Below are 18958 nucleotides of genomic sequence, written 5' to 3' on the forward strand. Positions count from 1 at the left end.
GGTATTCATTATACAGATCACCGCAAAAGTGGGAAGCGGAGAGTTACTCATGAAGATGAGGATAAAATACCGCCTGTTTTTCGCGATGCTGGCTGCCACCGGTGCGGTGGTGATCGGGATGTTCCTGATCGTCCAGTGGAGTATCGGGCGCGGCTTCCTCACCTACGTGAATACCGTCGAGAGGGACCGCCTGGAGCGCCTTTCCGAGGTGCTCGAGCAGACCTACACCGCGGAAGGTGGCTGGGACTTTCTCCAGGAGGACCGCGATGCCTGGCCCAGGCTGCTGGCCTACACCATGCCGCGCGAGGGGAGCGAACTGGAACGCTTCGAGAGGAGGCAGGGTCTCCGCGCGGGTCACCCCGGTCAACCCGGTAACCCCGGCTATAGCGGCCAGGCCTCCCGTCCCGGCCATCCGGCCCAGTTCTCCAACATGAGCGCGGGGAAGATCCCCCCCTGGTTCGCCCACCGCTTCGAGACTCGCGTCTTTCTCCTGGACGCCTCCCGCCGGCAGATCGCCGGGCCTCCCGGACTCCTGCAAAGCCAGGTCGACTTCAAGAAGATCCTGAGCGGACACCGCACCGTCGGCTATCTCGGTATCCGCCCGCGCCAGCGGCTGACCGACACCCACCAGCTCCTCTTCGTAAAGCAGCAGAAGGTCGCCCTCGTGATGATTGCCGCCGTCATGTTCCTGGTCTCGGCCGTCATCTCGCTCCCCCTTTCCAACCGCCTGGTCTCCCCGATCCGGCGGCTGGCCGCCTCGATGCACCGGCTGGCCTGCGGCGAGTACGGGACCAGGGTCCAGGTGGGGACTGAGGACGAACTGGGGCAGCTCGCCCGGGATTTCAACACCCTGGCCCTCGCCCTGGAGAACAACGAGCAGGCGCGCCGCCGCTGGGTGGCCGACATCTCCCACGAGCTCCGCACCCCGCTTTCCATCCTCCGCGGCGAGATCGAGGCGATCCAGGACGGCGTCCGGCCGGGTGGGCCCGATTCCATGCGCTCCCTGCACGCCGAGGTGATGCACCTGAGCCGCCTGGTCGAGGACCTCTACCAGATCTCCCTCTACGACATCGGGGCCCTCTCCTACAGAAAGGAGCTCATCGACCTGCGCGAGATGCTGGAGCAGGCGGTGGAGGCCTTCGAATCCGAATTCGACCAGAAGAATATCGAGCTTACCGCCGACTTCGGCGGGACGGGGGAGCTGCCGCTCTTCGCCGACGCCGGGAGGCTTCAGCAGCTTTTCGACAACCTGCTGGAAAACACCTTGAAGTACACCGATGCCGGCGGGAAGCTCTCCGTGCGGCTGGAGGACGACGGCGACCGGGTGGCGCTGAGTTTCGAGGACAGCGCGCCGGGGGTGCCGCCGGAGGACCTGGAGAGGCTCTTTGACCGTCTTTACCGGGTAGAGAGCTCCCGCAACCGCTCCCTGGGCGGTGCGGGGTTGGGACTTGCCATCTGCAAGAACATCGTCGAGGCGCACGAGGGGAGCATCACCGCCCACCCCTCGTCAATGGGCGGCATTCTGATCCGCATCGAACTGCCGCTGGCCGGGAGCAGGGGATGAACGCGAACATACTCATCGTGGAAGACGAAGAAAAGCTGGCCAGCCTGTTGGGGGACTACCTCCGGCAGTCCGGGTTCGAAACCAACTGGATCGCGGAGGGGACCGGGGTCGTTCCCCTGGTGAGGGAGAGGATGCCCGACCTCATCCTGCTCGACCTGATGCTCCCCGGGCGCGACGGCCTGGAGATCTGCAAGGAGATCCGGAGCTTCTCCCAGGTCCCGATCATCATGATCACCGCGCGGGTCGAGGAGATCGACCGCCTGCTCGGGCTGGAGCTGGGGGCCGACGACTACGTCTGCAAACCGTTCAGCCCCCGCGAGGTGGTGGCCCGGGTGAAAACGGTGCTCAGGCGGGCCGGTGAGCATCCCGCGCCCGACCCCTCCGGTCTGACCCTCGACCCGGACCGTTTCTTGGCGCTGCTCAACGGCCACGACCTGGAGCTCACCGCCGTCGAGTTCAAGCTCCTCCATTTCCTCTACCAGAACGCGGGACGCATCTACTCCCGCACCCAGCTCATGGACCGGATCTACTCCGACCAGCGGATCGTAAGCGACCGGACCATCGACAGCCACATCAAGAAGCTCCGCAGGAAGATCTTCGCCGCCGCTCCCGACCAGGAGCTGATCCATTCCATCTACGGGGTCGGCTACAAGTACGAGGCCTCCGGAAAGCAGTAAAGCCCCATCCCGCTCTCTCCCTCTTTCGTCCCCCTCCCGCCGAGGGAGGGGACGAAAGCACACTCCAACCGCCCGCCGACAGCCGATCGGCAAGACACCCGTCACATTTTCGTCATTTTTCTCAATCTTTGGCCGTCCTGTCCGAAAAGGTATTAAAACAACGCGACAAGTCAAAGGCAACGTATCCTCTGGCATAGAAGAGTGCGCGGAGATCTAGTACACGCACTCGGACTCTCAAAACTCGCGCGGTCTGTTCACCGACACTGAGTCAGGGCAGGAAAAGGAGGGGCAGGTATATGAGATGGGTTTCGGATTTGAAGGTGGGCACCAAGCTGGTGATGGCGTTCATGATCGTCTCGGCCATAACAGCGGTGGTCGGAACTATCGGCATCAAGGACATGGGAGAAATCAACGATAACGCCTCGAGCATGTATCAGAGGGAGTTGCTGGGGACCTCGTACATCCTTAACGCCAACATCGATCTCCTCTACATCCTGCGGGCGGAGAAGAACTTCATGCTCTCCACCACCCGGGAGCTGCGGGAGAGGTACCTGGCCGAATCGAAGAAATCGCAGGGTGACTACCGCGACAAGCTGGAAAAGGCGAAGCCGCTCTTTTACACCGAGAAGGGGAAGGAAACGGTCAGGAGGCTCGAGGCCGCCAACGAGGAGTGGCTGAAACTCCACGACCAGGTCATGGAGCTGGCGGCGCGCCAGCCGTTGCACCAGAACAACGAAGCGGTCGTCCTCTCCTTCGGGGCCGCCCGCGACAAGCTCAAGGTGGTGGACGACCTGCTGACCGAACTCTCGGCGATGAAGGAGGCCAACGCCAAGGACGCGGCGGCGGAAAGCCGCCAGCTCTACCGGCAAAGCCTCACCATGATGATCTCCCTGATCGCGGCAGGAGTGCTGCTCGGCCTCACCCTCGGCATCATCATCTCCCGCATGATCAGCATCCCGCTTAGGCGCGGGGTGGAGGTCGCCCAGGCGGTGGCCAAGGGCGACCTCACCCACAGCATCAACCTCGACCGCAAGGACGAAGTGGGGATCCTGGCGGCCGCCCTCAACGAAATGGTGGCCAAGCTGCAGGAAATCGTCGGCGAGGTGAAGAGCGCCTCCGACAACGTGGCGAGCGGCAGCCAGCAACTCTCCTCCGGGGCCGAGGAACTCTCCCAGGGGGCGAGCGAGCAGGCGGCGGCCGCCGAGGAGGCCTCGTCCTCGATGGAAGAGATGTCCTCCAACATCCGCCAGAACGCCGACAACGCGATACAGACCGAGAAGATCGCCCAGAAATCGGCCAAGGATGCCATCGAGGGAGGGAAGGCGGTCCAGGAGACCGTGGCCGCCATGAAGGATATCGCGGGGAAGATCAACATCATCGAGGAGATCGCCCGCCAGACCAACCTGCTCGCCCTCAACGCGGCCATCGAGGCGGCCCGGGCCGGCGAGCACGGCAAGGGATTCGCGGTGGTGGCCTCCGAGGTGAGGAAGCTCGCCGAAAGGAGCCAGAAGGCGGCGGCCGAGATCAGCGAGCTCTCCTCCAGCAGCGTCGACGTGGCGGAGAAGGCCGGGCAACTGCTGGCCATGATGGTGCCGGACATCCAGCGGACCGCCGAACTGGTGCAGGAAATCAGTGCGGCCTGCCGCGAGCAGGACACCGGCGCCGAACAGATCAACAAGGCGATCCAGCAGCTCGACCAGGTCATCCAGGCCAACGCCGGGGCGTCCGAGGAGATGGCCTCGACCGCCGAGGAGCTGTCCAGCCAGGCCGAGCAGCTACAGACGAGCGTGAGCTTCTTCAAGACCGGCGACACCGGCCGCGCCGTGAAGGCCAAGCGCACGCCAAGGGCCAAGGGAGTGACCAAGCTGACCAAGGGCGTTCCTGCCGAAACGGTCAATCACGAGGCCAGGAAAGTAGTGGGAGTGGATTACGAAATGACCACGCCGCACGAACCGGAAACGGACTTCGAGCGCTATTAGCCGCGTGGCACCATGACGACCCCTTCCCTCACCCCCGCCCCTCTCCCCCAACGGGGGCGAGGGGAGATGGAGATACCCCGCCCCTTCAGGGGAGAGGGTGGCCGAAGGCCGTCTCCATTATACCCTCGCCCCTTCAGGGGAGAGGGTGGCCGAAGGCCGGGTGAGGGAGGTTTTGACTTGAGAGGTAGAGAGAATTCCCGAAGCTTGTGGGAGGAGGGGTTTTGCTTCAATCACAAAAGTTCCACCTCAGTCGCCCGCACGATCAGCACCGCCTGTCGCAGGGTCGCCGTCAGCATCTCGCGGTACTCCCGCCACCAGTCGCGATCGAGTGCCCGGACCATCACCTCGTAGATGACGATGTCATCATGCACCGTGCTGTCCTCCCGCTCCTTCCAGAGCCCGCGGGCGGGCGAGCGCATGTAGGTGGTGATCCCGCCGAAGCGCTCGGAGAGCTCGTCGCGGATCTGCAGGTACAGCTGGTGGGGAAAGGGCTGTCCCGAGTTGTCGTAGAGGGGCAAGAGGATCTGGACGAGATGCATGACTCCTCCCGGCTTACTTCGCCTGCTCCACCGAGTTCGGGTCGGCGGGAGCCCGTTCCTGCTGGCGCTCATTGACCTTCTTGACGAGGGAAGTGGCGTCGTTCACGAGCGCCTTGGAGTTTTCCGCCATGGTGCCTGCCAGGGATCTGTAGAGCAGCAGGAGGACACCGAGGGTGAAGGCGAGGTAGAGGGCCCGACCCAATAGCGGCGAGGGAAGCAGCGAGACGATCTTGGTGAGGCAGACGAAGCCCGCCGCGATGGCGGCGATCCAGAGGACCGGCTTGAGCCAGGGGAAGCGGGAACAGAGCTCGGCAAACTTACCGCCGGTCGCCGTTTCCGCGGCCGGAGACGGAGCCGCCGCCGGCTGGGCACCCTGGTCGACCCCGGCTGCGGCAACCGGCTCGGCCGCCGGGGCTGGCTTGGCATCGCGGACCATCTTTACCGAAGAACGAAATCTCGCCGGCACCGACTCCATCTTGTCGGTGATGACGACCACCCCTCGGGCGTCGGTATATTTATAGAGATCGGCAAACGACGTGGCGGCAAAAGCAAGTAACAGGCATCCGACCAAGAGAAACAGGCCAACCGGTTTGAACATGGACCCTCCTCCCACATTGCATTTCGTGATTTGTCACAATCTTCTGCCGAAAACTTCCCCCTCGCCTTCAAGGAGAGGGCAGGGGTAAGGATGGGGTTCCCTCCTACCTCCCGGCAACTCCTTGATTACAGCAGTCCGTCCACCAGGTTCAGCACCGCCTGGTCCCGGTTGAGCGTGTAGATGTGGACGCCGGGGGCGCCCCCGTCGAGAAGCTCCCGCGCCTGCCGACGGGCAAACTCCACGCCGACGCGCTCCACCGCGGCGGCGCCTCCGGAGCGCTCCGCCTCCTCGAGCCGGGCCTGGTAGGCCGGCGGCAGGCTCGCACCGCACAGCGAAACGATCCGCTGGATGACCTTGAGGCTCACCACCGGCAGGATACCCGGAATGATCGGTTTCTCGATGCCGATCCGGCGCGCCCGGCGCACGAAGTCGAAGTAGTGCTCGTTGTCGAAGAAGAGCTGGGTGATGACGAAATCCCCCCCCTGGTCGAGCTTGAGCTTCAGGAAACCGAGGTCTTCCTCGCGGCCGACCGCCTCCGGATGCACCTCGGGATAGCCGGCCACCCCGATCCCCATGGAGGGATGGAGTTCCTTGATGAAGGCGGCCAGGTCGGAGGCGTGCAGAAGAGTCCGGCAGGCGGAGAATTCGGGCGGGGCATCTTTGGGGAGATCCCCCCTGAGTGCCAGCACGTTGTCCACCCCTGCTCTTGCGAGCGAGTCCAGGAACTTCTGCAGATCGCCCCGGTAGGAGCCGATGCAGGTGAGGTGCGCCATGGTCTCCAGGCCGTGCTCATTCTGGAGGTTGGCGACGATATCGAGGGTATCGCCCTTGGTGCTCCCCCCCGCGCCGTAGGTGACCGAGGCGAACAGGGGATCGAGCTTGGCGAGGCTTCCGACCGTCTTGAAGAAGGTCGGCCATTCGTTTTTGTCTTTGGGGGGAAAGAACTCCAGCGAGATGAACTTTTTTCCAGTGGAAAGCTTGTCAATTATCCGCATGCCTGCTCCGCGAGGATACCGCCCGGTACCCCCGTGCTAAACTTGTTCGTAAACTTGCCATATTACAGGCGGAAAAGAAACCCATTTTATCGCACAAATTAATAATCGCACATCCGACCAAAAACCTTCGCTGAGACGGCCATATGGAAGATTTTTCCTTGCCGCCGCGGCGAGCGGCATGCTATAGATGCAAGGTTCTGACCACAGGGGAAGGCCCTGTGGTTTTTTATTTGACCACAAGGAGCAGTAAGCATGATCAGCGCATCCAACGTCACCCTCGCCTACGGCAAGAGGGTGCTCTTCAAAGACGTCAACATCAAGTTCCTTCCCGGGAACTGCTACGGCCTCATCGGCGCCAACGGGGCCGGGAAGTCCACCTTCCTGAAGATCCTCGCCGGCGAGATCGACGCCGACAAGGGCGAGATCTCGGCGGGCAAGGGGAGGATCGCCGTCCTCAAGCAGGACCAGTTCGCCTACGACGAGCACACCGTCCTCAACACCGTCATCATGGGGCACAAGAGGCTCTACGAGGTCATGAGCGAGCGGGAAGCCATCTACTCCAAGCCGGAATTCACCGAGGAAGACGGCATCCGTTCCGCCGAGCTCGAGGCCGAGTTCTCGGAGATGAACGGCTACGAGGCGGAAAGCGAGGCCGCCGTGCTTCTCAACGGGCTCGGCATCCCCGAGGAGCTGCGCGGCAAACTGATGAAAGAGCTCGAAGGTGGCGAGAAGGTGCGGGTCCTTTTGGCCCAGGCCCTCTTCGGCAACCCCGACGTCCTCCTTCTGGACGAGCCGACCAACCACCTCGATCTCAAGTCGATCGCCTGGCTGGAGGAGTTCCTCTTCCGCTTCCAGAACACCGTGATCGTGGTCTCCCACGACCGTCACTTCTTAAACCAGGTCTGCACCCACATAGCCGACATCGACTTCGGGCGCATCCAGGTCTACGTCGGCAACTACGACTTCTGGTACCAGGCGAGCCAGCTCCAGCTGAAGCAGCGCCAGGACGAGAACCGCAAGGTCACCGACAAGGCCAACGAGCTCAAGGAATTCATCCAGCGCTTCAGCTCCAACGCCTCCAAGGCCAAGCAGGCGACCTCCAGAAAGAAGCTCCTCGAAAAGCTCACCCTGGAGGACATGCCGACCTCCTCCCGCAAGTACCCCTACGTGGTGTTCAAGCCCGAGCGTCCCTGCGGCGACATCATCCTCGAGGTGAAGGGGCTCTCCAAGACGGTGGACGGCGTGCAGATGTTCAAGAACCTCGACCTCATGGTGAGGAAGGGGGACAAGATCGCCTTCGTGGGGAGCAACTCGCTCGCCAAGAGCACCTTCTTCGACATCCTGGCCGGCAAGCTCGAGCCCGACGAGGGGAGCTTCCGCTGGGGGGTGACCATCACCCATTCCTACTTCCCGAAGGAGAACCGCGAGTACTTCCAGAACGACCTGAACCTGATCGAGTGGCTCGGCCAGTACGCGCCCCCCACCGAGGGAGAAAGCTTCGCCCGCGGCTTCTTGGGGAGGATGCTCTTCTCCGGCGAAGAAGCCACCAAGAAGACCAGCGTCCTCTCCGGTGGCGAGAGGGTGCGCTGCATGCTGTCCAGGATGATGCTGACCGGGGCCAACGCGCTGATCCTGGACGAGCCGACCAACCACCTCGACCTGGAGTCGATCACCGCCCTGAACAACGGGCTGATCACCTACAGCGAAGTAATCCTCTTCGCCTCCCACGACCACCAGTTCGTCTCCACGGTGGCCAACCGGATCATCGAGATCACCCCGAACGGCGTCATCGACCGGGTAATGAACTTCGACGACTACCTGGAGGATGCCGAGGTAACCGCGGAGCGCGAGAAGCTTTGCAACGGCCACGCCGAGCTCAGCCTGTAACCCTCGCCCGAAAGTCCGTACAAAAACGCCCCCTCCCCGCCGGGAGGGGGCGTTTCTATTTGGTGCCGCTATACCCTCGCCCCTTCACTCCTTCCCTCACCCCCTCCCCTCTCCCTCCGGGAGAGGGTGGCCGAAGGCCGGGTGAGGGAGGTTTTACGCCGTCTTCAGCACGATCTTCCCGAAGTGCTTATCCTCTTCCATCATCCGGTGAGCGTCCACCACCTGTTCCATGGTGAAGACCTTCTCGATGATCGGCACCACCGAGCGGTCGGCGAACTTCGGAATCGCCCTGCGGGTGAACTCCGCCACGATCTCCCCCTTCTCCGAAACCGGGCGCGAACGGAGCACGCTGCCGATGATCTGCTGGCGCTTGACCATCATGAGGGCCAGGTTCAGCTCCGCCTTGATGCCGGAGATGACCCCGATGATCACCAGCCGCCCCTTGTAGCCGAGCGAGTTCATGTTGGGGGCCAGGTACTTGGCGCCCACGTGGTCGAGGATGACATCGACCCCCTTCTTGTTGGTGAACTCCTTGACGATCTCCGAGAAGTCCGGGGTCTCCTTGAAGTTGATCACCAGGTCGGCGCCCAGTTCCTTGACCCGGTCCATCTTCTCGGGAGACGCGGTCACGATCAGCTTCGCGTTGGGGGTGAGCGCCTTGGCGAGCTGGATGGCAGCGGTATTGACCCCGCCGCCGCCACCGTGGAGGATAGCGGTCTGGCCGTCCTTCAGGTCGCCGATCATGAAGACGTTCAAGAAGGCGGTGATGTAGGATTCGCAGACGCAGGCGGCCTCTTCGAAGCTCATGGACTCAGGGATCCTCATCAGGTGGTTGGCGTAAGCCACCGCATACTCCGCGTAGCCGCCGCCACCGACGAGCGACATGACCCGGTCACCCTTCTGCCAGCCGGTGACACCGGGGCCGACTTCCTCGACCACACCGGCAACCTCGAGACCGAGGATTTCGGAATCGCCCGGAGGAGGGGGATACTTCCCTTCCCTCTGGACCAGGTCCGGGCGGTTGATCGAAGTCGCGTGCACCTTTACCAGAACTTCGTTCTCTTTCGGAGTCGGTTTCGGAGCCTCGCCCACCTTCAACACGTCCAGACCGCCAAACCCTTCCATCAACACAGCCTTCATAAATTTCGCCTCCTTGACTGGATATAGATAATAAGAACAGTGGTTGTCCACTTCCACGGAAGCAGACACTATCTCAGAAACGTATACAGTAAATCAACGGAATTCTTGCCGGAGGCCCTCTTACTCTACCCTCGCCCTCCGGGAGAGGGTGGCCGAAGGCCCTCTTCACTATACCCTCGCCCTCCGGGAGAGGGTGGCCGAAGGCCGGGTGAGGGAGGTTTCCCCCCCAAACCGCCCCCTCACCCTGGCCCTCTCCCCCGATGGGGGCGAGGGGAGATAGTAAATACGGGAGCGGGTGAGGGCAGATTTGGAGGGCCGTAATTCCCCGCCGGTCTTCACCTGAATTTTATGGCGATACCTTTAGCCGAGACATGACTGGTGGGGAAAACGACGTAGTACTGTTCCACGGAGATGTTGACCTCGGGGTAGATGACCGCGTCCGCGCCTATCTTGGCCGCCTCGGCGCGGAGCGCGTCGTAGGCCCACGTGTAATCGGCGGGGCTTATATCGGTGGGAGCGCCGGTGCGGTCGCGGCGGACGCTCACTACCCCAAGCTCGTCATAAGGGCGGTTGATCTCATGCTGGGTGAGGATGGGAGGAAGTCCGGTGGTGTGCACAGAAACGCGGGCGCATCCCGCGCCCAGGGCGAGGAAGATCAGGATCACTGCGGAAACGGAACATCTTTTCATATGGCGGAGCGAGGGGTTCATAGGCATCCTTCCCGGCAATAACTAGCGGTGTTTGTTCGACATTCCGTTACAGTGTAATGTCATTTTCTCACTTTACAATGCTCTTTTATGCGTGCTAGTATTCGGCGTTTTCATTATCAAACCAGTTGAAAGGAAGCAACCCATGTCAGGCCATAATAAATGGAGTACGATCAAGCACAAGAAAGGCGCCGCCGATGCCAAGCGCGGGAAGGTCTTCACCAAGCTTATCAAGGAAATAACCGTTGCCGCCAAACTGGGTGGCGGTGATCCGGACGGCAACCCGCGTCTTCGTACCGCCATCGATAAGGCCAAGGCCGAGAACATGCCGAAGGACAACGTCGAGCGCGCCATCAAGAAAGGGGTGGGCGGTCTCGAAGGGGTCAACTACGAGGAGACCACCTACGAGGGGTACGGTCCCGGCGGGACCGCGGTGCTGGTCGAAGTCATGACCGACAACCGCAACCGCACCGTCTCCGACGTCCGGAGCATCTTCAGCAAATGCAACGGCAACATGGGCGAGGCCGGGTGCGTCTCCTGGCTCTTCGACAAGAAAGGGCTCCTGGTCTTCGGCAAGGAGGTCGATTTCGACAAGCTTTTCGAAGCCTCCATCGAGGCAGGCGCCGACGATGTCGTCGACGAAGAAGAACAGTACGAAGTGCTGACTGAACCCTCCGCCTTCAACGACGTGAAGAGTGCCCTCGAGGCCGCCGGTTTCAAGCCGCTCTCCGCCGAAGTAACCATGATTCCGCAGACCATGGTGAAGCTGGAAGGGAAGCAGGCCGAAAACATGCTCAAGCTGATGGACCGTCTGGAAGACAACGACGACGTTCAGAACGTCTACGCGAACTTCGACATCTCCGCCGAGGAGATGGAGAAGATGATGTAGCACGGGAGAACCGGTTCATGTAACGAGCGGCAGCGGGAAGGACGACCATTCCACCTTCCCGCTGCCGTCTTTTTTTATCGGCTGGCCCCCATTAACGGAACCTTCCCCTAAAGAGGAGAAGTCCGTTAATTTGTACCCTGACCCTTTATAGGTATACCCTCGCCCCTTCAGGGGAGAGGGTGGCCGAAGGCCGGGTGAGGGAGGTTTTCATCGCCCGAACCGCCCCCTCACCCTGTCCCTCTCCCCCGATGGGGGCGAGGGGAGATTAGATAGGGGAGAGGGTGGCCGAAGGCCGGGTGAGGGAGGTTTCAGTCAGACCTCTGCCCTCCCCCCCGCCCCTCTCCCCTAGTGGGGGCGAGGGGAGATTGAATAGCTGCCTGGCTCGCGTTTAGAAGGAGGGATCGCATGATCATAATGGGAATCGATCCCGGTTCGCGGAAAACCGGCTACGGTCTGGTCACCAAGCAAGGCAACCGGATCATCCACGTCGACAACGGCGCCATCTTCACCAAGGCGTCCGCCGATTTCCCGCAGCGCCTGGAGCAGATCTACTCCGGACTCGCCGCCGTCATCGCGCAGTACCGTCCCGACGCGGTGGCGGTAGAAAACGTATTCCTCGCCAAGAACGCCATGAGCGCCTTGAAGCTCGGTCAGGCCCGCGGCGCCGCCATCGTGGCCGCCGTCAACATGGGACTCCCGGTCTTCGAATACACCGCCATGCAGGTAAAGCTGGCGGTGGTCGGCAGCGGCCGGGCCGAGAAGGTGCAGGTGCAGCAGATGATCAAGGCCCTCCTGAACCTTCCCGAGGTGGCCCAGGAGGACGCCTCCGATGCCCTGGCGGTCGCCATCTGCCACGCCCACTCGGCCGGCATGAACACACTCTTGAAAGCAACCACCGTCCTTTCTCCCGCCAGGAGAGGGACCGGGTGACGATGGCGTCATCCATTCCCCCATGCTCACCCCTCCCCATCCCCCGCCTTCACCTGCGGCTTCATCCCCTGAGCGTTGAGGGGAGGGATAGTTCCCGAAAGGAAAGGAAAGGTACCCAAAGCCCATGATCGCCCTTTTGACCGGCAAGCTCGCCTACAAGGCCCCCGACTACATCATCCTGGACGTCAACGGCGTCGGCTACCGGGTGCAGATCCCCTTCTCCACCTACTACTCGCTTCCCGCCGAAGGCTCCCCCGTTTCCCTCCAGATCTACACCTCGGTGAAGGAAGACGCCATCAACCTCTACGGATTCCGCACCCACGAGGAAAAGGAACTCTTCCAGCTGCTGATCGGCGTCTCCGGGATCGGCCCCAAGCTCGCCAACGGCATCCTCTCCAACTCGGAACCCTCGGAGCTCGCCGAATCTCTCGTCGCCGGCAACCTCGCCCGCCTTTCCGCCATCCCCGGCATCGGGAAGAAGACCGCCGAGCGTATGGTCCTCGAGCTCAAGGAGAAGGTGAAGAAGCTCGGCATGGCGCAGCCGCAGCCGGCCAGCGCCCCGGTGGCGGCCAAGCAGGAGGTCCGCGACGACGTCCTCTCCGCCCTCATCAACCTGGGCTACAAGGAGTCGGTGGTCCAGAAGGCCATCGCCGAGATCAAGATCTCCGAAGACGCCACCGTCGAAGCGGTGCTCAAGCAGGCGCTCAAGATTTTGATGAAGTAACCCCCTCCCCCCTCCCCCTCCCCATCCCCGCTCTCGTCCTCTCACAGGCAGGCTTCGGCTCCGGCTAAAGGTTTCTCCGCCGGAGCCGATATACCTTAATTAGCCCTCCAATACCCCGGCGGCCAAAGGACCACGTGAAAAAGTTTTCTCTTTTGACGTTAAGCAAGGTGAAGCGGATGGACATCAGCTTCGTGGCGGCACTTCTGTTACTCGCCGCCATCCTCTGTCTTGCCTTCCAGAACCGAAACAGGCTGGAGGCCATGTACAGTTGGACCAACCATACCTACGAGGCGTTGTCCACCCTCGACGAGCTCAACCTGGCCATGCTGCAGGCGGAAAGCTCGCGGCGCGGATACGTCCTGACCGGGAAGGCCCAGTTCAAGGAACAGTCCTTGGTAAATGTGCGGAAAGCGTCCGTGCTGCTGGAGCAGTTGAGGGAACTCACCAAGGACAACCAGTTGCAGCAGGTGCGCATCGGCAAGCTGACCCCGCTTCTGGAGCGAAAAGCCGTCCTCTTCGCAAAATCGATGGCCGTTTTCGAAAAAGGGGGGCGCCTGGATCCGGTACAGGCCCGGATAACCGAGGAGGGGTCCGTCCTGATGCTGATGATCCAGTCCGGTATCGGGGAGATGAAGATCCAGGAGCAGACCCTGCTGGTCGAGCGCCGCAAGGGCCAGAAACTCTCGATGAGCTATCTCTTCCTCGTCATGGTCGGGGGAATGGTCGCCGCCATGACCATCCTCTCCCTGGCGTACCTGCTGGCACGCCACGAGGCTTCGGAAAACCAGAAGGTGGCGGAGGCCCTCGAGGAAGCCAACCTTGACATGGCCACCCTGAGCGAGATGACCCAGTTTCTCCAGATCTGCTCCGATCTCGGCGAGGCGCGCCGCATCCTCTCCAGCTTCGGGAGCAGGTTCTTCTCCAGGGACGCGGGGGGGATCTATCTCATCAACTCGTCGAGAAACCTCGCCGAGGAAGCCGCGACCTGGGGGGAGGGGCACAGCGACGTCTTCGGGCCTACCCAGTGCTGGGCTTTGCGTCTCGGACAACCGTATTCGGCCGACCACGCCTGCGATGTCGGGTGCCCCCACAAGGCGAAGGGGGCCAAGGCCAACATCTGCGTTCCCCTTGCCGCCCACCACGAGACGATGGGCGTGCTCCACATAAGCTTCAATACGGTGCTATCCCCCGCCGCCTTGGAAAAGAAACGCCAGCTGGCGGTGGCCTTCGCCGAGCAGGTGGCCCTGGCCCTGCGCAACCTCCAGTTACGGGAGAAGTTGCGGGAACTCTCCATCAGGGACCCGCTGACCGGGCTACTGAATCGCCGCTACATGGAGGAATCGCTGGCGCGGGAACTGTCGCGTGCCAACAGGAAGGGATGCACGATCGGCCTCGTCATGATCGATGTCGACTACTTCAAGAGCCTCAACGACCGCTTTGGCCACGACGCGGGCGACCGGGTCCTCAAGGAGTTCGGCTACCTTTTGCAGAACCTGACCAGGGGAAGCGATGTGGCCTGCCGGTTCGGCGGCGAGGAGTTCACCCTCATCCTCCCGGAAACCACCAAGCAAGGGGCCACCGAGAAGGCGAACATGCTGCGCAAAGCCGTGAAGGAGTTGGATCTCGTCATGGGGCAGCACCTCGGGCAGATAACCATCTCGGCAGGGGTGGCCAGCTTCCCCGAAGACGGGGAAACCGCCGCGCAGCTTCTGGCCGCTGCCGACAGCGCCCTCTACCGCGCCAAGAAGGGGGGGCGCGACCGGGTGGAGGAGTCCCAGATCTACAAGGAAGGCGTGCGGGAGCTCTCGGAATCGGGAATCAGGGTTAAGGGCTCTCTAGACGATTTCGTCGAGATCGGCTGAGGTGGGAATCCCGCCGCGCCCGCCGAGGGCGGTGATGACCCGGGCGGCGACGGCAGTGGCGAGATGGGCGCAGCGGCGAAGATCAAAGCCGCGGAGGATTCCGTAGAGAAAGGCGCCGTGGTAGGCATCGCCCGCCCCGGTGGTATCGACCGGGTGCTCCACCGGGAAAGCGGGCTGGTGAAAGGACCCTTTCCTGGTGAAGACCCAACTTCCCTCGGCTCCGGCGGTGATGGCCACGCCCCCGGGCCCCTTCCCCAGGAGCCCGGCCGCGGCATCCGCCATCGAGCTCTTTCCCGTACAGGAAAGGGCGAATTCCCTGGCGACGATGCAGACATCGGCGAGCTCGATCAGGGGGAGAAGTTCGGGACGAAATCTATGGGCGCCGCCGTCGAAGGAGACGGTGACGCCCTTTTTTTTTGCCAGCGCGGCGGCGGCCAGCGAGGCCTCGAAATGGCGGCCGTTGAGATGGAGGATCCTGGCGGAGGCGATGGCCGCCTCGGGGAGGTCGGCGGGGGAGAGTTCGTCGACGTCGCCGGGAGCGTAGACGATGTGCCGGGCGCCGTCATCCTTGCGCACCATGATGGAAGCGATCGACGAGGAAGCCTCCTTCTGCACCAGCAGGTGGTCGGTCCCCACCCCTTCCCGGCGGAACTCCTCCACGATAAGGCGGCCGCGCCAGTCGTCCCCCACCCGGTCGATCATGGAGGTGCGCGCCCCGAGGCGGGCGAGGGTCACCATGGCGGTGGCCACCGGCCCTCCCCCCTGCAGGACCGATGCGTGCGCCCTCTCGACCCCTTCCCCGGCCGGAAAGTGATCCACCAGCATCAAAAGATCCAGCGTACTCACCCCCAGCCCGACCACTTCAACCGCTTCCGCCATCGTGCTTCCTCCCCCCCATCCGTAGCCGTAGCCGTAGGTCGCGTTGAGGTACGAAACGCGACGCTTTCTTCCGGCGGTCATGGCAACCGTTGCGTTTCACGATGAAGCTGTTCCACGCAACCTACGCCTCTCACTCAAGTTGACGCCACCGAATCGAGACTTTACCATGAGGGCGTGCCTCCGAAAACAAGAGAATTGCCCCGTTATGTGCCGGCAATCGAGGAAAGCAAGAAATGGGAAAACAGGATAAATACTTGAAGATCGTGGAGTGGTCTGAAGAAGACGGTTGTTACGTAGGAACGTGCCCGGGAGTTATCTACGGGGGCGTACACGGTGAGGATGAAACCCAGGTTTACCGGGAATTGTGTGACGCTGTCGCTGAAGCAATAGAACTGTACGAAGCCGATCAAAAACCCCTGCCGCCACCGACTGCCGCGAAGGAGTACTCGGGGCGTTTCGTGCTCAGGATCGACAAGGAACTGCATCGCGAAATCGCCATTCGCGCACTTAATGCAGGCGAAAGCTTGAACAACTACTGTCAAATTCTTCTCAGGAAGGCAATTCATCAAGAGTAACATTGCCACGGCTCCCTCCCCTTCAAGGGGAGGGGAGGGGTGAGGATGGGGGTGGGGCCCCCCCCTTCCCCCTATCCCGTATTCCTCAACCCCGACGCGATCCCGTTGATGGTGGCGGCGAGCACGAAATCCGCCCCGTCCCCCTTCCCTTCCCTTTTCCGCCTCAGCATCTCGATCTGGATCATCGACAAAGGATCGACGTAAGGATTGCGCAGCCTGAGCGAACGCGCGAGTGAAGGGCTTCCCTCCAGGAGTTCCCGCTGCCCGGTGACCGCCAACACCTGCCGCCGGGTGCGCCGGTACTCCTCGACTACCATATCGAAGACCCGCTCACGCAGGGCGACGTCCGGCACCAGCTCCGCGTAGAGCCCGGCGAGCGGCAGATCCACCTTGGTCAGGGCCAGTTCCACGTTGCGGATCATGTCGTTGAAAATGGGCACCTTGCCCAGCATCTCCTGCAGGACCGCCAGCCCATCCTTTTCCTCCGCGATGAAGGTTTCCAGGCCGTGCCCGATGCCGAACCAGCCGGGGATCACCAGCCTGCTCTGCATCCAGCCGAATCCCCACGGAATCGCCCGCAACTCCCCCAGGTCGCGGCTCGCGCTCCGCTTGGCCGGACGCGAACCGATCTTGGCCAATTCGAACTCCAGAAGCGGCGTGGCCTGTTCCAGGTACGGTATGATGTCCGGGTTCTCCGCGATCCGCTCCCGGTAAAAGCGGTAGGAGATCGCCGACAGCCGCTCCATCGTCTCCTCCCAGGGAGCCGAACGCTGCCGGTTCCGCTCCAGGCAGAGCGAATCGAGACAGGCCGCCACCATCAGCTCCAGGTTGCGCTCCGCCAGGACGGCGTCGGAATATTTCCAGTTGATCACCTCCCCCTGCTCGGTGATGCGGATGGCGCCGCTGAACCCTTCCGGCGGCTGCGCGGTGATCGCCCGGTAGGTCGGTCCGCCCCCCCGCCCCACGGTGCCGCCGCGGCCGTGGAAGAGACGGAGCTTCACGCCGCATTCCCGCGCCACCTGCTGTAACCCGCGATGCGCCTTGTAGATCTCCCAGGTGCTGGTGAACATGCCGCCGTCCTTGTTGGAGTCGGAATAGCCTAGCATCACCTCCTGCTTGCGTTGCCAGGAATCGAGATAGGGGGCGTAGGCGGGATCGCTCCACAGGGTGCGGCAGACCTCGGGCGCGTTGCGCAGATCGTCGATGAACTCGAAGAGCGGCACGGGCATCAGCCCGGGGTCGCGCCCGTCGCCGCTGCCGGCCACCTGCACCCCGCACAATTCCAGGAGCCATACCAGCGACAGGACATCGTTGACCGATTCCGCCCCGCTTATCACGTACTGCCGCATCGCCTCCGGCGGATAGCTCCGCTTCAGCTCGGCCAGTGCCCGCAAGGTGTGCAGGAGGTCGATCGTCTCCGCGGAGGTGGCGGCGGATCCGAAATCGCCGGCGGAGTGAAAGGAATGTCCGGCGGCCAGCTCGCTTACCGCCTTGGCGTGGACGCGGGCATGCTGGCGGATATCGAGGGAATGGAGGTGGAAGCCGAAGGTGTCCACCTTGCGGAGGATGGGATCGACGTAATGGCAGGCGAGGCGTCCGCCGCCGCGGGCATTAAGGCTTTTGCGGACCAGGAGGAGATCTTCTCTGAAGGAGGCCGCATCGCGGTAGGCTTCCGGGGCCTCCGGGTCGCCATGGGCAAGTTCCAGGCGATGCCTGACGATGGCGAGGAAGCGGCGGTACTGCTCGCATTCCGGATAGCTGGAAATCTTCGGGATGACCGCGGGAAAGGCCGTGCAGTGGCGGGCGATGGCCTCGTCGATCTCGGGTGAGAAATCCACCCGGCAACTGGAAGTGGTCAGGAGCTCGCGCAGTTCGTCGATGGCGACGAGATAGTGCGAAAGGATCACCTCGCGCGCCATCGCCAGGGCGAGACGGGTGGTGTCGGTGGTGACGAAGGGATTGCCGTCCCGGTCGCCGCCGGTCCAGGAACCGAAGCGGACCACGGTCGGCAGGTCGCAGGCGGCGAGCTCCATGCCGTAGACGTCGTTGAAGGCATCGGCCATGTCCTGGTAGCAATGGGCCAGGGGGAGGATGAGCGACTCCGGGTAGTGGTTGACCCCCATGCGGATCTCGTCGAGGACGGTCGGCTGCTTGCGGCGGACCTCGTCGGTCTGCCAGAGGGTGGTGATTTCGGTGAGGATGGCATCCTGCCCGTGCGAGGCGACCGTGTCGGTAAGCGGCAGCCGGTCCAGCGTCTCGAGTACCCCGGCGATCCGGCGACGCTTGAAGAGAACCACCCGGCGCGCCACTTCGGTCGGGTGAGCGGTGAAGACCGGCGTCACCTCCACCTCGGCAAGATAGGCCAAGGCCTCCGGGCCGCTGACGCCGGCCTCGCGCATGCGAAGAAGCGTGCCGCGCAGGGAGCCGGGTTTGTCCGGGGTGCCGGAAGTGAGCCTGATGGCCTGCAGCCGCCGCTTGCGATGGTTGGTTTCGGCCAAGTTGGTCAGCTCGAAGTACGAGCCGAAAGCCTTGACGACCTGGTAGGCGTCCTCCTCCGAGAGACCGCGGATGATCTCGACCATCCGCTCCTTGAGCTCCAGCTCCTCGGCCGATTCCGGTTCGGTCTCGTCGCGCCCTCCCTTCAGTTGGCGATGGCGGATGGCCAGCAGGCGGAGCTCCTCCTCCGTTTCGTAGACACTCAGCCCCGCCTGTTCTCGGATCACCTCCCCGAGCAGCATCCCGAGCGAACGGACATCCCGTTTGAGCGGCAGATCCTTTTGTTCCGGATCGGCGCCGATAATCTCCCTGAGCCGCCCCTGCTGGTCCCGCGAAAGCCAGAACAGTTCCCCGTTGGCCATAAACCCCTCCGCACTCAAGATTCAAGATACCCAAAAGGATAGCGGCAACTCCGGATTAGGCAATTTCCCCCCCTCGCCTCTTCCCCCCAGAGGGAGGGGCGGGGGAGGAAGGTGGCCCCAAGGCAGAGTAATCGCCAGGCAGAGTGGAGCGGAAA

At 62.7% G+C, this 18958-nt stretch carries 16 protein-coding genes; 9 read left to right on the forward strand and 7 right to left on the reverse strand.

Annotated elements, in window-relative coordinates:
• Positions 1-49 precede the first annotated feature (49 nt).
• The 3 genes from ACYVL5_RS15105 to ACYVL5_RS15115 all read left to right on the forward strand — a co-directional run bounded on the left by ACYVL5_RS15105 (position 50) and on the right by ACYVL5_RS15115 (position 4220).
• A complete protein-coding gene (locus ACYVL5_RS15105; RefSeq protein WP_460596408.1) occupies positions 50-1564 on the forward strand; it encodes a sensor histidine kinase in 1515 nt (504 codons plus the stop codon).
• Positions 1561-2241, forward strand: coding sequence for a response regulator (locus tag ACYVL5_RS15110; protein WP_460596409.1), 681 nt, complete (start codon positions 1561-1563; stop codon positions 2239-2241). The genes ACYVL5_RS15105 and ACYVL5_RS15110 overlap by 4 nt, the downstream gene beginning before the upstream one ends.
• A 296-nt stretch (positions 2242-2537) precedes the next feature.
• Positions 2538-4220: a methyl-accepting chemotaxis protein gene (locus tag ACYVL5_RS15115; protein ID WP_460596410.1), complete on the forward strand. Its 1683-nt coding sequence runs from the start codon at positions 2538-2540 to the stop codon at positions 4218-4220.
• Between the two features lie 230 nt (positions 4221-4450).
• Here ACYVL5_RS15115 and ACYVL5_RS15120 read toward each other — a convergent pair whose 3' ends face one another.
• The 3 genes from ACYVL5_RS15120 to ACYVL5_RS15130 all read right to left on the reverse strand — a co-directional run bounded on the left by ACYVL5_RS15120 (position 4451) and on the right by ACYVL5_RS15130 (position 6352).
• Complete coding sequence (locus tag ACYVL5_RS15120; protein ID WP_460596411.1) at positions 4451-4759, reverse strand: hypothetical protein; 309 nt, start codon at positions 4757-4759, stop codon at positions 4451-4453.
• A gap of 13 nt (positions 4760-4772) precedes the next feature.
• Entirely contained in the window at positions 4773-5357 is a 585-nt protein-coding gene (locus ACYVL5_RS15125; RefSeq protein WP_460596412.1) for a DUF4124 domain-containing protein, read from the reverse strand.
• Between the two features lie 125 nt (positions 5358-5482).
• Positions 5483-6352 carry a methylenetetrahydrofolate reductase gene (locus ACYVL5_RS15130; RefSeq protein WP_460596413.1) on the reverse strand — a complete coding sequence of 290 codons (870 nt, stop codon included), beginning with the start codon at positions 6350-6352 and terminating at the stop codon, positions 5483-5485.
• A gap of 252 nt (positions 6353-6604) precedes the next feature.
• On the opposite strand from ACYVL5_RS15130, the gene ACYVL5_RS15135 reads away from it, so the two are divergent.
• Positions 6605-8239: an ABC-F family ATP-binding cassette domain-containing protein gene (locus tag ACYVL5_RS15135; protein ID WP_460596414.1), complete on the forward strand. Its 1635-nt coding sequence runs from the start codon at positions 6605-6607 to the stop codon at positions 8237-8239.
• Between the two features lie 153 nt (positions 8240-8392).
• Here ACYVL5_RS15135 and ACYVL5_RS15140 read toward each other — a convergent pair whose 3' ends face one another.
• Together ACYVL5_RS15140 and ACYVL5_RS15145 are read right to left on the reverse strand one after the other, a co-directional pair.
• Positions 8393-9379, reverse strand: coding sequence for an NAD(P)H-quinone oxidoreductase (locus tag ACYVL5_RS15140; RefSeq protein WP_460596415.1), 987 nt, complete (start codon positions 9377-9379; stop codon positions 8393-8395).
• A gap of 335 nt (positions 9380-9714) precedes the next feature.
• Positions 9715-10089: a hypothetical protein gene (locus ACYVL5_RS15145; RefSeq protein ID WP_460596416.1), complete on the reverse strand. Its 375-nt coding sequence runs from the start codon at positions 10087-10089 to the stop codon at positions 9715-9717.
• A gap of 142 nt (positions 10090-10231) precedes the next feature.
• On the opposite strand from ACYVL5_RS15145, the gene ACYVL5_RS15150 reads away from it, so the two are divergent.
• The 4 genes from ACYVL5_RS15150 to ACYVL5_RS15165 all read left to right on the forward strand — a co-directional run bounded on the left by ACYVL5_RS15150 (position 10232) and on the right by ACYVL5_RS15165 (position 14491).
• Positions 10232-10975 carry a YebC/PmpR family DNA-binding transcriptional regulator gene (locus ACYVL5_RS15150; protein ID WP_460596417.1) on the forward strand — a complete coding sequence of 248 codons (744 nt, stop codon included), beginning with the start codon at positions 10232-10234 and terminating at the stop codon, positions 10973-10975.
• Positions 10976-11380: 405 nt separating this feature from the next.
• Positions 11381-11905, forward strand: a complete 525-nt coding sequence (gene ruvC, locus ACYVL5_RS15155) for a crossover junction endodeoxyribonuclease RuvC (RefSeq protein ID WP_460596418.1) — start codon at positions 11381-11383, stop codon at positions 11903-11905.
• A gap of 124 nt (positions 11906-12029) precedes the next feature.
• Positions 12030-12629 (forward strand): Holliday junction branch migration protein RuvA, encoded by a 600-nt coding sequence (gene ruvA, locus ACYVL5_RS15160; RefSeq protein ID WP_460596419.1) that lies wholly within the window; start codon positions 12030-12032, stop codon positions 12627-12629.
• A gap of 176 nt (positions 12630-12805) precedes the next feature.
• Positions 12806-14491 carry a diguanylate cyclase gene (locus ACYVL5_RS15165; RefSeq protein ID WP_460596420.1) on the forward strand — a complete coding sequence of 562 codons (1686 nt, stop codon included), beginning with the start codon at positions 12806-12808 and terminating at the stop codon, positions 14489-14491.
• Here ACYVL5_RS15165 and ACYVL5_RS15170 read toward each other — a convergent pair.
• Positions 14465-15370, reverse strand: a complete 906-nt coding sequence (locus ACYVL5_RS15170) for a carbohydrate kinase family protein (RefSeq protein ID WP_460596421.1) — start codon at positions 15368-15370, stop codon at positions 14465-14467. The genes ACYVL5_RS15165 and ACYVL5_RS15170 overlap by 27 nt on opposite strands.
• Before the next feature lie 233 nt (positions 15371-15603).
• Between ACYVL5_RS15170 and ACYVL5_RS15175 the strand changes: the two genes are divergently transcribed.
• Positions 15604-15945, forward strand: a complete 342-nt coding sequence (locus ACYVL5_RS15175; protein ID WP_460596422.1) for a type II toxin-antitoxin system HicB family antitoxin — start codon at positions 15604-15606, stop codon at positions 15943-15945.
• A 71-nt stretch (positions 15946-16016) separates the two neighbouring features.
• Here ACYVL5_RS15175 and ACYVL5_RS15180 read toward each other — a convergent pair whose 3' ends face one another.
• A complete protein-coding gene (locus tag ACYVL5_RS15180) occupies positions 16017-18803 on the reverse strand; it encodes a phosphoenolpyruvate carboxylase (RefSeq protein WP_460596423.1) in 2787 nt (928 codons plus the stop codon).
• Positions 18804-18958 lie beyond the last annotated feature (155 nt).

It is taken from the genome of Geomonas sp. Red276, assembly GCF_054784495.1.

Excerpts from the sequence above, each read along its gene's own strand:
- ACYVL5_RS15105 (WP_460596408.1), top strand. The coding sequence starts at position 50 with ATGAAGATGAGGATAAAATACCGCCTGTTTTTCGCGATGCTGGCTGCC.
- ACYVL5_RS15110 (WP_460596409.1), top strand. The coding sequence starts at position 1,561 with ATGAACGCGAACATACTCATCGTGGAAGACGAAGAAAAGCTGGCCAGC.
- ACYVL5_RS15115 (WP_460596410.1), top strand. The coding sequence starts at position 2,538 with ATGAGATGGGTTTCGGATTTGAAGGTGGGCACCAAGCTGGTGATGGCG.
- ACYVL5_RS15120 (WP_460596411.1), bottom strand. The coding sequence starts at position 4,759 with ATGCATCTCGTCCAGATCCTCTTGCCCCTCTACGACAACTCGGGACAG.
- ACYVL5_RS15125 (WP_460596412.1), bottom strand. The coding sequence starts at position 5,357 with ATGTTCAAACCGGTTGGCCTGTTTCTCTTGGTCGGATGCCTGTTACTT.
- ACYVL5_RS15130 (WP_460596413.1), bottom strand. The coding sequence starts at position 6,352 with ATGCGGATAATTGACAAGCTTTCCACTGGAAAAAAGTTCATCTCGCTG.
- ACYVL5_RS15135 (WP_460596414.1), top strand. The coding sequence starts at position 6,605 with ATGATCAGCGCATCCAACGTCACCCTCGCCTACGGCAAGAGGGTGCTC.
- ACYVL5_RS15140 (WP_460596415.1), bottom strand. The coding sequence starts at position 9,379 with ATGAAGGCTGTGTTGATGGAAGGGTTTGGCGGTCTGGACGTGTTGAAG.
- ACYVL5_RS15145 (WP_460596416.1), bottom strand. The coding sequence starts at position 10,089 with ATGAACCCCTCGCTCCGCCATATGAAAAGATGTTCCGTTTCCGCAGTG.
- ACYVL5_RS15150 (WP_460596417.1), top strand. The coding sequence starts at position 10,232 with ATGTCAGGCCATAATAAATGGAGTACGATCAAGCACAAGAAAGGCGCC.
- ruvC (WP_460596418.1), top strand. The coding sequence starts at position 11,381 with ATGATCATAATGGGAATCGATCCCGGTTCGCGGAAAACCGGCTACGGT.
- ruvA (WP_460596419.1), top strand. The coding sequence starts at position 12,030 with ATGATCGCCCTTTTGACCGGCAAGCTCGCCTACAAGGCCCCCGACTAC.
- ACYVL5_RS15165 (WP_460596420.1), top strand. The coding sequence starts at position 12,806 with ATGGACATCAGCTTCGTGGCGGCACTTCTGTTACTCGCCGCCATCCTC.
- ACYVL5_RS15170 (WP_460596421.1), bottom strand. The coding sequence starts at position 15,370 with ATGGCGGAAGCGGTTGAAGTGGTCGGGCTGGGGGTGAGTACGCTGGAT.
- ACYVL5_RS15175 (WP_460596422.1), top strand. The coding sequence starts at position 15,604 with ATGGGAAAACAGGATAAATACTTGAAGATCGTGGAGTGGTCTGAAGAA.
- ACYVL5_RS15180 (WP_460596423.1), bottom strand. The coding sequence starts at position 18,803 with ATGGCCAACGGGGAACTGTTCTGGCTTTCGCGGGACCAGCAGGGGCGG.